Source organism: Rhodanobacter caeni (assembly GCF_039523575.1).
Lineage (GTDB): Bacteria > Pseudomonadota > Gammaproteobacteria > Xanthomonadales > Rhodanobacteraceae > Rhodanobacter > Rhodanobacter caeni.
The window spans coordinates 195363-210392 of record NZ_BAAAFO010000004.1; the positions used below are offsets into that span (position 1 = coordinate 195363).

General features: G+C 65.0%; 13 protein-coding genes, 1 tRNA gene and 1 pseudogene. 11 read left to right on the plus strand and 4 right to left on the minus strand.

Features of this window, described 5'->3' with window-relative positions:
* Positions 1-72: 72 nt before the first annotated feature.
* Positions 73-1884, minus strand: coding sequence for an FAD-binding oxidoreductase (locus tag ABD017_RS13450; RefSeq protein WP_343883301.1), 1812 nt, complete (start codon positions 1882-1884; stop codon positions 73-75).
* 142 nt (positions 1885-2026) lie between these two features.
* Between ABD017_RS13450 and ABD017_RS13455 the strand changes: the two genes are divergently transcribed.
* The 7 genes from ABD017_RS13455 (at position 2027) to ABD017_RS13485 (ending at position 8741) form a co-directional block, all read left to right on the plus strand.
* Positions 2027-2878, plus strand: coding sequence for a LytTR family DNA-binding domain-containing protein (locus ABD017_RS13455; RefSeq protein WP_343883302.1), 852 nt, complete (start codon positions 2027-2029; stop codon positions 2876-2878).
* A gap of 114 nt (positions 2879-2992) precedes the next feature.
* Positions 2993-3502, plus strand: coding sequence for a CinA family protein (locus ABD017_RS13460; RefSeq protein ID WP_343883303.1), 510 nt, complete (start codon positions 2993-2995; stop codon positions 3500-3502).
* 117 nt (positions 3503-3619) lie between these two features.
* Positions 3620-4657 carry a recombinase RecA gene (gene recA / locus ABD017_RS13465; protein ID WP_343883304.1) on the plus strand — a complete coding sequence of 346 codons (1038 nt, stop codon included), beginning with the start codon at positions 3620-3622 and terminating at the stop codon, positions 4655-4657.
* Positions 4658-4889: 232 nt separating this feature from the next.
* Positions 4890-5393 (plus strand): regulatory protein RecX, encoded by a 504-nt coding sequence (locus ABD017_RS13470; protein WP_343883305.1) that lies wholly within the window; start codon positions 4890-4892, stop codon positions 5391-5393.
* Between the two features lie 77 nt (positions 5394-5470).
* On the plus strand, positions 5471-8098 hold the full coding sequence (alaS, locus tag ABD017_RS13475) for an alanine--tRNA ligase (protein ID WP_343883306.1): 2628 nt from the start codon (positions 5471-5473) through the stop codon (positions 8096-8098).
* A gap of 271 nt (positions 8099-8369) precedes the next feature.
* Positions 8370-8579 carry a carbon storage regulator CsrA gene (gene csrA, locus ABD017_RS13480; protein WP_343883307.1) on the plus strand — a complete coding sequence of 70 codons (210 nt, stop codon included), beginning with the start codon at positions 8370-8372 and terminating at the stop codon, positions 8577-8579.
* Positions 8580-8648: 69 nt separating this feature from the next.
* Positions 8649-8741: transfer RNA gene (locus ABD017_RS13485), tRNA-Ser, on the plus strand.
* Between the two features lie 162 nt (positions 8742-8903).
* Here the strand turns inward: ABD017_RS13485 and ABD017_RS16790 are convergent.
* Positions 8904-9033 (minus strand): annotated as a pseudogene (locus ABD017_RS16790) (arsenical resistance protein ArsH); the annotation flags it as partial.
* A 92-nt stretch (positions 9034-9125) separates the two neighbouring features.
* Here ABD017_RS16790 and ABD017_RS13490 point away from each other — a divergent pair.
* The 4 genes from ABD017_RS13490 (at position 9126) to ABD017_RS13505 (ending at position 13379) form a co-directional block, all read left to right on the plus strand.
* On the plus strand, positions 9126-9635 hold the full coding sequence (locus ABD017_RS13490; protein ID WP_056602711.1) for an arsenate reductase ArsC: 510 nt from the start codon (positions 9126-9128) through the stop codon (positions 9633-9635).
* The gene (arsB, locus tag ABD017_RS13495; RefSeq protein WP_056602712.1) at positions 9632-10720 is read left to right on the plus strand and encodes an ACR3 family arsenite efflux transporter; all 1089 of its coding nucleotides are present in this window, start codon (positions 9632-9634) and stop codon (positions 10718-10720) included. Before ABD017_RS13490 ends, arsB begins: the two co-directional genes overlap by 4 nt.
* A 128-nt stretch (positions 10721-10848) precedes the next feature.
* Complete coding sequence (locus ABD017_RS13500) at positions 10849-11217, plus strand: ArsR/SmtB family transcription factor (RefSeq protein ID WP_056604985.1); 369 nt, start codon at positions 10849-10851, stop codon at positions 11215-11217.
* A gap of 218 nt (positions 11218-11435) precedes the next feature.
* Positions 11436-13379 carry an FTR1 family protein gene (locus ABD017_RS13505; RefSeq protein ID WP_343883308.1) on the plus strand — a complete coding sequence of 648 codons (1944 nt, stop codon included), beginning with the start codon at positions 11436-11438 and terminating at the stop codon, positions 13377-13379.
* 125 nt (positions 13380-13504) lie between these two features.
* Here ABD017_RS13505 and ABD017_RS13510 read toward each other — a convergent pair whose 3' ends face one another.
* Positions 13505-14407: a cation diffusion facilitator family transporter gene (locus tag ABD017_RS13510; protein WP_056602714.1), complete on the minus strand. Its 903-nt coding sequence runs from the start codon at positions 14405-14407 to the stop codon at positions 13505-13507.
* A complete protein-coding gene (locus ABD017_RS13515) occupies positions 14407-15027 on the minus strand; it encodes a cation efflux transmembrane domain-containing protein (RefSeq protein WP_056602715.1) in 621 nt (206 codons plus the stop codon). Before ABD017_RS13515 ends, ABD017_RS13510 begins: the two co-directional genes overlap by 1 nt.
* Between the last annotated feature and the right edge of the window lie 3 nt (positions 15028-15030).

Genomic DNA, 15030 nt, shown 5'->3' on the forward strand with positions numbered 1-15030 from the left:
GGTGCTCTGGTTTTGCCCGTCATCCCGGCTTCCGCAGGAATGACGAGCAAAAGCCGAATGATCGGACCTTTCTCAGGCCTGGCTGCGCGCGTTGGGCACGAAGCCGTCGGTGCTCCACGCCTCGCTGCCCACGCCGTGGTGAACCACGAACAGGCCGTCGGGGTCGTAGCGCCGCTTGGCGCGCGCCAGTCGCGGGTAGTTCGTGCCCCAGAAGCCATGTTGCCAATCGCGCAGGAAATAGTCGCTTTCGGAAACGTAGGAGCCGGCATCCGGCGCCACCTTGCGCAAGGCGGCCATGGCCTTGTCCACGCCGCTGGCGTCGCGCCGGGCCTTGGCCAGGTCGGGCGGCGTGCTGTGCAGGCCGGGATAGGCGGGGTCGCCGCTGCTGCCGATGATCGCCAGCGCAAACGCGCCCAGCACGTCAGGGTGCGTGGCGGTGCCGGCGCTTCGCTCGATCGCGTCGGGCGCGCCGCCGGCCAAGCCCTTGTTGAAGTGAAGCCCTACTTCCCAGGCCTGCGAGGCGGCGAACAGGGCGTCGACGAGTTTGGTCTCCGTTGCGAGCAGCGAGGCGGGCAGCCAGGCCGACTGGTAGGCGTGGATGAACCAGCCGACCTGGCCTTGGTCGCCCGCCCACAGCACGTGGTTGTCGGGCGCGCCGGGGCGGTCGTCCGCCACCATCAGTCCCGGCGCGTGCTGGCGGAAAAACCCGGCATCCCAGAAATGCCGGGCCGGCACGGCCAGGATCTTCAGCGGCTCGACCACGGTGTACTCCGGGCGCGCCGCCACCCATGCCACGAACGGCGCCCAGCAGGTGCGCGCCTCGGCCTCGGTCAGGCCCTGGAACACCATGGAGATGACCAGGGTGTCGCCGTCACGCAACGTCATCTGTTCGCCCCAGTGCGGGTTGAACAGCGCCTTGCGGTAGAAGCGCATCGCCTCGGCGATCAGCGCGCGGAAGGCGGTGGGCGAGGACGCCTTGATGCGACCGAACGCGCCACCGAAAAACGCGGGCAACGCGAACGTGCGCAGCGTCAGCCGCGTCACCACGCCCAGGCTGCCGCCGCCACCGCCCTTGATTGCCCAGAACAGCTCCGGGTCGCGGTTTTCATTGACCACGCGGACCTGGCCGTCGGCGGTGACCACTTCGGCCTCCAGCAGGTTGCCCGCCGCCGTGCCCCAGCGTTTGGAGAAACTGCCGAAGCCGCCGCTCTGCACCAGCCCGGCCACGCCCACCGTGGTGCAGCCGCCGCCTTGCACGTAGCGGCCGCCGCGCGTGGTCACTTCGGTATATGCGTCGATCCACATGGCGCCGGCGCCCACGCTCACGGCCGGCTGGGGCACCCCGGCGCCGTCGCGCGGAACGAAGCCGTCGTGTATCTGCACCTGGTTCATGTGCCGCGTCCACACCAGCAGCGAATCAGGCGCGCTGGAGGTGCCCTGGTAGCTGTGGCCACCGCCCTTCACCGCCAGCCGCAAATGGTGTTTGCGGGCGAAGTTGATGGCCGCGGCGACGTCGGCGGCCGTCTCGGCGGCCACCGCGTAGGCGCTGGGGCGGGATGTCCACGCGTCGGCCCAGCCACTGGTCTGGGTCAGCGCCGGCTGGTCGCCGAGGTAGAAGGGATTGTTCAGCTGTTGCAGCGCCTCGGCCCTGGCGGCGGCCGGCGCTTCCGGGGCGAACGGCGATTGCAGCTTCTGCAGGCGACCGCCGGTCTCGCGCCGCAATTGATCCCAGCTGGCCTCGCTGGGCCATCCCGGCTCGCCGGGCCGGATCTTGCGGCGCAGGCGCGGCACCCACGCATCCGTTCTGGCCAGCAGGCGCTGGACCGGCAGCAGCGAAAGAAGCGGGGCGGCCAAGGCGGCCTTGAGCAGGTCACGACGGTGCATGGGGATGTCCGGTGCGGGAAAAGTCGGTCCATGGTGCGGCAGCGGGGGCGTGCCATCGCCGGCAAAGTGACCAACCGATCCGTCCCGGGGACGGATGGCGGGCGGCGGGGACGGTGCGGGGTGGTTTGCGTAGAATCCGCGCATGAACGAACCGGCGCGTTTCGATTTTCGCGACTTCCAGCGCTGGCGGCGGCCGATCGAAGTCGGCTTCTGGGTGACGCTGACCGTCCTCAATACGGTGTTCAACGCCCTCGTCTCGCGGATCGACCACGCGCGCACGGCGCCGTGGGAGCCCTGGGTGTGGGAGTGCACCAGCTCGTTGCTGATCCTGGCGCTGATCCCCGTGGTGGTGGCGCTGGAGCGCCGCTGGCCTGTCAACATCGACAGCTGGCGGCGCAGCCTGCCGCTGCACCTGCTGGCCACGATCCCGTTCAGCGTGGTGCACGTGGCGGGCATGGTGGCGCTGCGCAAGCTGGCCTACGCCTTGGCCGATGCCCAGTACCGCTTCGGTGCGCAGTGGGGCTACGAATACCTGAAGGACATCCGCACCTATTTCCTGATCATCGCGCTGATCTGCCTGTCGCGGCTGTGGCTGATGCGCTGGCAGGGCGAGGCGCGGCTGCTGGCCGAACCGGACGAGGGCCAGGCGGCCGAGCCGGTGGACCGGCCCGATCGTTTCCTGGTGCGCAAGCTGGGCCGGGAGTTCCTGTTGAATGCCAGCGAAGTCGAATGGCTGCAGGCCTCGGGCAATTACGTGAACCTGCACGTGCGCGGCCGCGACTATCCCTTGCGCTCGACCATGGCCGCGATCAGCGAGCGCTTGCATCCGGAGCGCTTTGTGCGCGTGCATCGCAGCTATTTCGTCAACCTGGATTACCTGGTGCAGATCGAACTGCTGGACACGGGCGACGCCCGGTTGACGCTGCGCGATGGCGCCACGATCCCCTGCAGCCGCCGTTATCGCGCCGCCTTGCGCGAGCATTTCGGCAGTTGATGGGCGCCAGCGGCGGATGCGCGTGCGCTTTCCCCCGGCGAGGGCTTGGCGCGGTCGCCATGAACGGGTAGAACGGGGTGTTTGCAGCGCCGCGACCGCCGCTCCGGAGATCCCATGGAACCGTCATCCATTCCCACCGACGCCCAGTTGGTGGCGCTGGCCGCCGAGGTGGCCGCCGAAGTGCTGCAGCACCGGCTGATGCTGGTGACCGCCGAGTCGTGCACCGGCGGCTGGATCGCCAAGACGCTGACCGACCTGGAGGGAAGCTCTGCCTGGTTCCATGCCGGCGTGGTCACCTACAGCTACGAGGCGAAGGAGGCCTTGCTGGGCGTCAACCCGCACACGCTGGAGCAGACCGGCGCGGTCAGCGAGGAGACGGTGCTGGAGATGGTTTCCGGCGCGCTGGCGCGGCTGGGTGCTGGCGTGGCGGTGGCCGTGACCGGCATCGCGGGCCCCTCGGGCGGTACGCCGGAAAAACCCGTCGGCACGGTCTGGATCGGCTGGAAACGCCGCGGCGGCTACGGCCATGCGCAACTTTTCCATTTTTCCGGCGACCGCGAGGCGGTGCGCCGGCAAACCGTGGCGGCGGCGCTCACGGGCTTGCGCAAAACGCTGACGGAATAGGGCGCCCTGGGCCGCCAGGCCGGCTTGACCGGTGTGGGATAATCAACCCTTATCGCAGCCCGTGAGACACCGCCCGGGCATCATGCTTCCATTCACAGCCCAACCGGAATACCTACGATGGATGACAACAAGCGCAAGGCGCTCACCTCCGCCCTTGGCCAGATCGAAAAGCAGTTCGGCAAGGGCGCCATCATGCGCATGGGCGACCGCGTCAACGAGGCCATCGAGACGGTCTCCACCGGGTCGCTGGGCCTGGACATCGCCCTGGGCGTCGGCGGCCTGCCGCGCGGCCGCGTGATCGAGATCTACGGGCCGGAATCCTCCGGCAAGACCACCATGACGCTGCAGGCCATCGCCAGCTGCCAGCGCGCGGGCGGCACGGCGGCCTTCATCGACGCCGAGCACGCGCTCGATCCCACCTACGCCGAGAAGCTGGGCGTCAAGGTCGAGGACCTGCTGGTGTCGCAGCCCGATACCGGTGAACAGGCGCTGGAAATCGCCGACATGCTGGTGCGCTCGGGCGCGGTGGACATGGTCGTGGTCGACTCCGTCGCCGCGCTGACGCCCAAGGCGGAAATCGAAGGCGAGATGGGCGACTCCCACGTCGGCCTGCACGCCCGCCTGATGAGCCAGGCGCTGCGCAAGCTCACCGCCAACATCAAGAAGGCGGGCACCCTGGTGATCTTCATCAACCAGATCCGCATGAAGATCGGCGTGATGTTCGGCAGCCCGGAAACCACCACCGGCGGCAACGCGCTGAAGTTCTACGCCTCGGTGCGCCTGGACATCCGCCGCATCGGCGCGGTCAAGCGCGGCGACGAGATCATCGGCTCGGAAACCCGCGTCAAGGTGGTCAAGAACAAGGTGGCGCCGCCGTTCCGCCAGTGCGAGTTCGAGATCCTCTACGGCGAAGGCACCTCGCGCGAGGGCGAGATCATCGAACTGGGCGTGGCGCAGAACCTGATCGAGAAATCCGGCGCCTGGTACAGCTACAACGGCGAACGCATCGGCCAGGGCAAGGAGAACGTGCGCCAGTACATGCGCGAACATCCCGAAATGACCAACGAGATCGACCGCTTGTTGCGCGAGCGCCTGCTGATCCCCGTCGGCAAGCCGGCGGCCGCGGCGGCCGAAGAGGCTCTCGAGGAAGCGTGATGGTTTATCGGTAACGACCCGCTGCAGACACATGGCCCGGCACGCCCGGGCCATGTGCGTTTCGGCACTCCGGCGGATTGAAAGGTGGAGAGCAGCCCTTTGACTGCTGCGCTACGCGCAGGGCGAACGATGTAGGCGGCCATACGCATTCCCTCAACCGTTCTCCCTGAGCGCAGGCCCGACGGGCCGAAGTCGAAGGGCCGCCAACCTCAATGCGCACTGGACAGCCCACATGCCCACCCACCGCCGCCCCCCAGCCGATCCCGCCAAGCCCAAGCGCAGCGCCTACGACAAGGCGCTGGGCCTGCTGGCGCGCCGCGAACACTCGCGCAAGGAGCTGAAAACCAAGCTGCGCCAGGGCGGTTATGAAGGCGAGGAAACGGCCGACGCGCTCGATCGTCTGGGCGCGCAGCACTACCAGGATGACGACCGCTTCGCCAAAGTGCTGCTGCGCAGCCGTATCGCCCAGGGCTACGGCCCGATGCGCCTGCGGGTGGAGCTGAAAAGCCATGGCCTGGCCGATGCCCGCATCCGCGAGTTGATGGATCAGGCCGAGGTCGACTGGGATGCTTCCGCCGCCGCGCAACTGCGTCGCCGTTATGGCGCGGCGGGCACCGCCGACCCCGCCGAACGCAACCGCCGGGCGCAATTCCTCTTGCGCCGCGGCTTTGCCGCCGCCACAGTACGACGTGCTACCCACGCCGAAGTGGACGAAGCCGCCGACGATATTTCCTGAAACCCCCGCGGGATCATGGAGAAACCACCGGGGCGCGCCACGGTGTGGCCTTTTGTCGTCCGCCATCCCTGATCCGCATGAAAACCTCCGAAATCCGCGCCACCTTCCTCGATTATTTCCGCGCCAAGGGCCACACCATCGTGCCGTCCAGCTCGCTGGTGCCCTCCAGCGATCCCACGCTGCTGTTCACCAATTCCGGCATGGTGCAGTTCAAGAACGTGTTCCTGGGCAGCGAGAAGCCCGGATACGTCCGTGCCGCCGACGTACAGCGCTGCCTGCGCGCGGGCGGCAAGCACAACGATCTCGACGCCGTGGGCTACACCGCCCGTCACCACACGTTTTTCGAGATGCTGGGCAATTGGTCCTTCGGCGATTACTTCAAGCGCGACGCGATCGTTTACGCGTGGGAGTTGCTGACCGGCGTATTCAAGCTGCCGGCCGAGAAGTTGTGGGTCACCGTGTACCAGACCGACGACGAGGCGTTCGACATCTGGAACAAGGAGATCGGCGTGCCGGCCGAGCGCATCGTGCGCATTGGCGACAACAAGGGTGCGCCGTACGCGTCCGACAATTTCTGGCAGATGGCCGATACCGGCCCGTGCGGGCCGTGCACCGAGATCTTCTATGACCATGGCGCGGACATCGCCGGCGGTCCGCCCGGTTCGCCGGACGAGGATGGTGACCGCTACATCGAGATCTGGAACCTGGTGTTCATGCAGTTCGACCGCGCGCCGGACGGCACGCTGAGCCCGCTGCCGGCACCGTGCGTGGATACGGGCATGGGCCTGGAGCGCCTTGCCGCGGTATTGCAGCACGTGCATTCCAACTACGAGATCGACCTGTTCGCCAACCTGATCCGTGCGGCGGGCGAGCTCACTGGCACGGCCGACCTGGCCAACAAGTCGCTGCGCGTGATCGCCGACCACATCCGCGCCTGTTCCTTCCTGATCGTCGATGGCGTGCTGCCGTCCAACGAAGGGCGCGGCTACGTCCTGCGCCGCATCATCCGCCGGGCCCTGCGCCATGGCTGGATGCTGGGCGTGCGCGGCGACTTCTTCTGGAAGATGGTCGCGCCGCTGGTGGCGGAAATGGGCGCGGCGTACCCGGAGCTTGCCGCGAAGCAGACGTTCGTCGAGGACGCGCTGCGCACCGAGGAGCATCGCTTCGGCGAGACCCTGGAGCACGGCATGCGCGTGTTCGACGAGGTGGCGCACAAATCCGCCAAAACCATTGCCGGCGACGATGCGTTCCGGCTGTACGACACCTACGGTTTCCCGGTCGATCTCACCGCCGACATCGCGCGCGAGCGTGGCCTGGATATCGATATGGACGGCTTCGAGCAGGCGATGGAAGCCCAGCGCCAGCGCGCCCGCGCTGCCGGCCGTTTCGAGGCGAAAGGGCAGATGCCGGCCGAACTGGCCAGTCAGTTGCAGCCCACCGTGTTCCTCGGTTACGAGGCCTTGCAGAACGAGGGCAGCAAGCTGCTGGGCATCGTGCGTGACGGCCGCCAGGTGGACCAGCTGGGCGACGGCGAAGAGGGCTTGCTGATCCTCGACCGCACACCGTTCTACGCCGAGTCCGGTGGCCAGGTGGGCGACCAGGGCGAGCTCCTCCACGCCCACGGCCGTTTCCAGGTCGACGACACCTTGAAGATGGGCGGCGTGTTCTTCGGTCACGCGGGCCGCTGGCAGGGTACGCAGCCGCTGCGCACCGGCGACCTGCTGGCGCCGCGCGTGGATGCGGCGCGGCGCCAGGCGATCGTGCTCAATCATTCGGCCACCCATCTGCTGCACGCGGCGTTGCGCCAGGTGCTGGGCGACCATGTGGCGCAGAAGGGCTCGCTGGTGGCGCCAGAGCGTTTGCGTTTCGACTTCTCCCACTTCAAGCCGATGAGCGCTGAAGAGCTGCAGCGGGTCGAGGCGATGGTGAATGCCGAAGTGCGCCGCAACGCTGCCGCCGAGATCCACAACATGGGCTACGACGACGCGATCGCGTTTGGCGCTGTGGCCTTGTTCGGGGAGAAATACGGCGACGAAGTGCGCGTGCTGAAGATGGGCGATTTCTCCACCGAACTGTGCGGCGGTACCCACGTGGGCCGCACCGGCGACATCGGCCTGTTCAAGATCGTCAGCGAGGCGGGCGTGGCTTCCGGCGTGCGGCGCATCGAGGCGGTCACCGGCGCAGGCGCGTTGGCGCACGTCGCCGACGAGGAGCGTCGCCTGGCCGAGTTCTCGCACCTGCTTTCCAGCAGTGGCGACGACGCCGTGGACAAATTGCGCCAGCTGTTCGATCGGCAGAAGAAGCTCGAGCGTGAGCTGGAGGCACTGCGCAGCAAGGCGGCCGGTTCCGCTACCGCCGACCTCGCCGGCAGCGCCGTCGACGTCAATGGCATCAAGGTAGTGGCCGCGCGGCTGGAAGGGCTCGATGCAAAGTCGCTGCGCGATGGCGTGGATCAGCTCAAGCAGCAGCTCGGCGACTGCGTGGTCCTGCTTGCCGGTGCCGCCGATGGCCGGGTTTCGCTGATCGCCGGCGTCCATGGCAAGGGACTGGAGCGCACCAAGGCCGGCAACGTGGTGGCGCACGTGGCCACGCAGATCGACGGCAAGGGCGGCGGTCGCGCCGACATGGCCCAGGGCGGTGGTCGCGATGCGCCGGAATTGCCCGCCTTGCTGGCCGCCTTGCCGCAGTGGGTGGCCGCCCAATGAGCAAGCATGAACGCTACCCTGCCCGTGCCATTTTTCACTGCCGTGATGCGTTGCGCGCAGTAATCACGCTCAGTTAGTATCGGCGATAGTGTCGGTGCTGCCGGATAACGGTGGCGTCGCCAGTCAGGACGCTAAGGAGTGTTTTGGCTGTGAGCCGGGAAGGCGAGAGGGCCTTCGACGGATCAATCGTCGAACTGCGCAAGAGGAACTCAGGGGTGAGGTTCCTTCGACCGCAGGCCTGTGAACAACAGCATTATGGAGTAGCAAAATCATGTTGATTCTGACCCGCAGGGTCGGTGAAACCCTGATGATCGGCGACGAGGTGACCGTCACCGTTCTCGGGGTAAAGGGCAATCAGGTGCGTATCGGTATCAACGCGCCCAAGACCGTCGCCGTCCATCGCGAAGAAATCTATCAGCGGATCAAGGGCGAAAACGACGCCGGCGACACGCCGGGCGAGCCCGCCGAACACGACCACTGAATTAAGCCTTTACCTGGACCCTGCCGGTCAGTATCCTTGCCGGCTTCGCAGCAATGCGGCCAAAACCCCGGAGAGATGCCCGAGAGGCTGAAGGGGCTCCCCTGCTAAGGGAGTATAGGGTCAAAAGCCTTATCGAGGGTTCGAATCCCTCTCTCTCCGCCAGATACATCAACTAAAGCCATGATTTTCGTGGCTTTTTTTGTGCCCTAAGGAAAGCTGGTGTGCCATTGGGTATGCCAGTGATTGTTGCTTCTGGTTGGGTCTTGTTGGGCTTTGTTCAAGAGATGGTTCCGACCTATGCGTCCGACGAGGAAGCGAGGTGCACGGGCGCAGGGAGCCATACAGGATCAGGAAGCGTGGCGGATGGGTGGAGTCGGCCGGCAGGGGCCAGCTTGGCCAAGCTGGGCGTTTCCAGCACATCGGCAGCAATGTGGGGCAGGTCCTGCATCGTCATGAACACGGTTCCCGTTACCTCGAACGGGTCCCGTTGCCTTGATTTGATTATTCTACCATTATGGAATTATAGAATTTAACCCGAGACCGTCATTGCAGCCGTGCCGCGTTCTGTTCATCTGCACGGGCAATTCCGCCCGCAGCATCCTGTCCGAAGCGACCCTCAACCATTTGGGCAAGGGCCGCTTCGAAGCGTTCAGCGCCGGCAGTCAGCCGACCGGCCGCGTCAATCCCCATGCGATCGAAGAGCTCAAGGCATTCGGCATCTGTACCGAAGGTCTCAGTAGCAAGTCGTGGGACCGTTTCACCGGGGAAGATGCCCCACCGCTGGATATCGTGATCACGGTTTGCGACAACGCCGCCAATGAGACGTGTCCAGTGCTGTTCGGCGATTTCGTAAAGGCCCACTGGGGCCAGCCCGATCCGGCGGCGGCCCAAGATGCCGGTGCTGCGATCGAGGCTTTCCGCTTGGCCCACACGCTGGTGCTTTATCGAGTTACCGCACTGGTGAACCTGCCGGTGGAAACGATGAGCCGGGACGCATTGAAGCAGGCGCTGGATCACATCGGCACCCTCACCGACGTCGAAGAGGCACACGCGTGAGCCAGCTGTCTGCCGATGTGATCAAGGCCCATCCGGATGCGGCCAGCGGCACCCGCATCGGCTTCTTCGAGCGCTACCTCACGGTCTGGGTCTTGCTGTGCATCGTGGCGGGCACGGTTCTGGGCCACTGGCTACCTGGCACCTTTGAAGCCTTGGGAGGCATGCAGGTTGCCCAGGTCAATCTGCCGGTGGCCGTGCTCATCTGGTTGATGATCATCCCAATGCTGTTGAAGATCGATTTCAGCGCGCTCGGTGGCGTGCGCCAGCAATGGAAAGGCATTGGCGTCACACTTTTCATCAATTGGGCCGTCAAACCGTTCTCGATGGCGCTATTGGGTTGGATCTTCATCCGTCACGTCTTTGCCGGGTATCTGCCTGCGGACCAACTCGATTCCTACATCGCCGGCCTGATCCTGCTGGCCGCGGCGCCGTGCACGGCGATGGTGTTCGTGTGGAGCAATCTGTGCCACGGCGAACCGAACTTCACGCTGAGCCAGGTCGCCTTGAACGACACGATCATGGTGGTCGCGTTCGCACCCATCGTGGCGCTGCTGCTGGGCATTTCCTCGATCACGGTGCCGTGGAACACGTTGCTGTTGTCGGTACTGCTCTACATCGTCGTGCCGGTGGCCATCAGCGTGGTGCTGCGTCGCTGGATGCTTTCACGAGGTGGCGAGGCACGGTTGCAGGCATTGCTCCAACGGCTGGGGCCGGCGTCCCTGTTAGCGCTGCTGGCCACCCTCGTGCTGCTGTTCGGTTTTCAGGGCCAGCAGATCCTGGCCCAGCCGACAGTGATCGCCATGCTGGCTGTGCCGATCCTGATCCAGGTGTATTTCAACTCGGGGTTGGCCTACGTGCTCAACCGTCGGTTCGGGGTAGCCCATTGCGTGGCCGGACCGTCGGCGTTGATCGGAGCCAGCAACTTTTTCGAGCTGGCTGTTGCCACTGCCGTGGGTCTGTTCGGTGTGCACTCCGGCGCCGCGCTGGCCACCGTGGTCGGCGTCCTGATCGAAGTGCCGGTGATGTTGTCGGTGGTTCGCATCGTCAACGGCAGCAAGCGTTGGTATGAAACAAGGCAGGCTTGAATGGAGCATCGTCATGCGAGGTCATTACAACGTATTGTCCGTGTGCGGCCGGCTGATCCGTGATGAGCGCAAGCATTACACTGCCCACGACGATCACCGCACGCCGTTATGAGCCGACCACCCCCATCATGCAGACCAAACAAGCTCTCACGATCCTTTCCGCGCTAGCGCAGGAGTCGAGGTTGGCGGTCTATAGGTTGCTGATCGAGCACGCTCCGGACGGTCTGGCCGCCAGTGCGATTGCCGAGAAGCTGGGACTGGCCAATGCCACGCTTTCGTTCCATCTGAAGGAGCTGTCGCACGCCGGTCTTGTGACCAGCCAGCAGAGTGGGCGTTTCGTCTACTACACGCCGGTCATCGAAGCCATGAACGACCTGATTGGCTATCTTACGGACCACTGCTGCAATCAGTCTGACGGCAGCTGTGGGGTCGCCAAAACGCCGTGCAAACCACTAATCGTTGCCAACCCTCGTAAGCGTCGAACGTCGTCGCTCTGACCATCGAGACTCGGTAATTACTTCGATTGCAATCGGCTAGGCAACACCAACCTTCGGGTGACATCAGTCACCGACATGCCTTCCCGCGGCACACTGGCTCCTGATACAGGCTCGGTGGACGCCCTGGCGGAGGTGATGTGCTGGCGAATTCCTCAAGGACGAGTATCATCTATTAGATGATAACGAATCGTATTCGCACCGCTTTTCGTGGTCTTTCCATGGCGCTGCTTCTCTTGTTCGGCACGATGGCCTTTCCGATCTTGGCTCAAGATGTCATCGCGTCGGTGCCGCAAACCTGGCAGATGCTCGACTATCTGGCGACGGACTACGCGGGTGCGGTGAAAGATGGCGCGGTGATCAGCGCATCCGAGTACGCCGAGATGCGGGAATTCACATCGACGGCGCGATCACGCATCGGCGCGTTGCCATCGACCGCGACCACGCCTGCACTCATGAAGCAGGCCGATAAACTGGTGGCCTCCGTCGATGCCAAGGCGGCGCCCGCCCAAGTGGCGACGCAAGCGCATGCGCTGGCCGATGCGTTGCTGCAAGCGTATCCGGTGCCGACCGCACCGGAACACGTCCCCGACCTGGTGCGTGGGGAGGCGCTCTATCAGAACCAGTGTGCCGCCTGTCATGGCGTCACCGGACACGGTGACGGGCCCGCTGGCATGCAACTGTCGCCTCGTCCGGTGAATTTCACCGATCAGACGCGGGCAGATCAGCGCAGCGCGCTGTCGTTGTACGAGGTGATCAGCCAAGGCGTGGAAGGCACGCCGATGGTGAGCTACGAGCAGCAGCTGTCGTCCGATGATCGTTGGGCACTTGCGTATTACGTGGGCTCGCTGGCGTATACGAAGGAGGCGTCCACCGGTGCCGATATGTGGCAGCACGACACCGCCGCACAAGCACAGGTTGCTGACCTGAAGGAGCTGTCGCGCGCTCGCGTCACGCAATTGACGCCCACGCTCGATGCAGCGCGCGCACGGGCGATCCTAGGCTATCTAAGGGCACACCCTGAGGCCATTCAGCAGCAGGCCCTGGCGGGAATTCCTCTGGCACGAGCGCGACTGACGGCGAGCCTGACGGCTTACCGGGCCGGTGCCAAGGCGCAAGCCACCCAGCTGGCGCTGTCCGCCTACCTCGATGGCGTGGAGCCCGTCGAGCCGCAACTCAATGCACGGGACGGCGCACTGCGCGCCCAGCTTGAAACGGCGATGGGTGCCTATCGCACCGCGCTGACGAGCAGCACCTCGGTTGCATCGGTGTCGAAACAGGCCGATGAGGTCGATGGTCTGTTGCTGCGCGCGCAAGAAGTCACCGCCGATGCTGCAGGCGATGCGGCCACCACCTTCCTGGGTGCTTTCACCATCCTGGTGCGTGAAGGTCTGGAAGCTCTGCTGGTCGTTGTCGCCTTGCTCGCCTTCTTGCGCAAGGCCGCGCGGCCCGAAGCGCTGCGCTACGTGCATGCCGGCTGGAGCCTGGCGTTGGTCGCCGGGGGTATCACCTGGGCGATCGCCAGCTACGCAATTTCCATCAGTGGTGCCGGTCGTGAGTTGACCGAGGGACTGTCATCGCTGTTTGCGGCGTTCGTGCTGCTTGGGGTCGGTCTGTGGATGCACCAGAAAAGTATCGGTGGTCGCTGGCAGGCGTATTTGAAGGAAAAGATGGCCGCCGCACTCGACCGGCGTTCGGCGTGGTTCCTGTTCGGGCTGGCCTTCATCTCGGTCTATCGCGAGGTATTCGAGAGCATCCTGTTCTATGCGGCCCTGTGGAATGACGGCCAGGAAGTGTGGCTACTCAGCGGCATCGCCGCCGGTGCGGCCGTGCTGGGGCTGATCGCCTGGGTGCTGTTGCGCACCAGTCGTCGGCTGCCGATCGGTACGTTCTTCTCAGCCAGTTCCGCGCTGATCGCTGTGCTCGCCGTCGTGCTGACCGGCAAGGGCGTCGCCGCCCTGCAGGAAGCCGGCTGGGTGGCAGTGAGTGTCGCGCCGGTGCCGCATATCGAACTGCTGGGCATCTATCCGACCTGGCAATCCTTGCTGGCCCAGTTGGCGATTCTGATACTGCTGGCGGTCGGATTCGTGTTCAATATCCACCGAGGCCGTCAGCCGATGCCTTCATGCCCTACGACTAGGGAAGTATTACCCGATGCCGATTGAAGGCGACGCGATATGAGTGACTGCGGTTGCCACGCAGAAGCATCCAATGCGACGGAACACGGATCCCGTGTCTCGCCCTGGGGCTCAATGCCACTCGGCTGGTCCAAGCCCTGACCATACCGCCGTCATCCGTTACCCTTTTCGCATCCCGGCCCGCAAGGCGTGGCTTCGATTTGCAGCGTCACGTGATGGATCTCAAAACGTGCCTCAAGCAGTTGCTCCAGCTGAATTCGCAAGGCATCGCCATCAGATGCGTCTTCTTCGGCGACCACATGAGCCGCCAGGGCCGGCTTGGTACTGCTGAGCGCCCAGACATGCAGATCATGCAATGCGGCCACGCCCGGCGTGGCCAACAGCGCCGCGCGAACTTGCTCGGTGTCGATGCCTCGGGGCGCACCCTCCATCAGCACGTTGCCTGCCTCCCGCAACAATATCCAGGTTCGCGGCAAAACCCACAGCCCAATCAGTACCGCGATGATCGGATCGGCGATGTAGAAGCCGGTGAACGTGATGATCAGCGCTCCGACGATCACGCCGACCGAGCCGAGCATGTCGGCCCACACTTCCAGATAGGCGCCCTTGACGTTCAGGCTCTCGCCGCTGCCTGCCTTGAGCAATCGCATCGAGATCAGGTTGATGACCAGGCCCAGCGCCGCGATTACCAGCATGCCGGTAGAGGCCACCGAGGGCGGTTCGCTGAAACGCCGCACCGCCTCCCACAGAATGTAGCCGGCGACCAGGAATAGCAGACCGCCGTTGACCATCGCGCCGAGCGCTTCCAGGCGCGCATAGCCGTAGGTGCGTTTGGCATCCGGCGGACGCCGGCTCAAGCGTACCGCAGTCAATGAAATGCCCAGCGCGATCACATCGGTCGCCATGTGTGCCGCGTCCGACAACAGCGCCAGGCTGTTGGTCAGCAGGCCACCCACAACTTCAGCGATCAGAAAGGTGGCGGTCAGGCCGAGCGCCCACCACAGCGGTTTCTCGTGCTTGATCCCGCCGCCGCCGTGATCGTGTCCAGCTCCCATCACGCCTCTCCCATCTGGTAGCTGCGCCAAGCCGAGCGGAACACCCGCCACGCCGAGCGCAGAAACATCACCAACAGCGCCGCGGCGATGACCAGATCGGGCCAACCGGCCGCAAACAGCCAGACGCCAGCGGCCGCGAGCAGAACCGCAAAGCCCTCGAATACGTCGTTGCGCGAGCATTCCCACGCCGAGGCCATGTTCACGTCGCCATGACGGTAGGGTGTCAGCAACCACAGGCAAATGCCGTTGAAGGCCAGGTTGATCACCGCGGCGAGACCGATGGCCTCGAAGATCGGCACGTTCGGATGCGCCAGCCGCCAGCCGATCTGAATGGCGACAGCTACCGCAGCCCCGAGAATCAAGGCACCCTTGAGCAGCGCTACCTTGGCCTTGGCCCGTCCGCTGGCGCCGATCACCGCCAGACTCAGCAGGTAGGTCAACGCATCGCCCAGATTGTCCAGCCCACCCGACAGCAGCGACGAGGAGCCACTGTAGATCGCCGCCGAAATCATCATGGCGAAGGTGACGACATTGATCGCCAGCACGATCATCAGCACCCGCCGCTGCTGCGCCTGCAAGGCGCGGATGTCGACGGTGCCGCTGCAGCAACAATCGGCCATGAC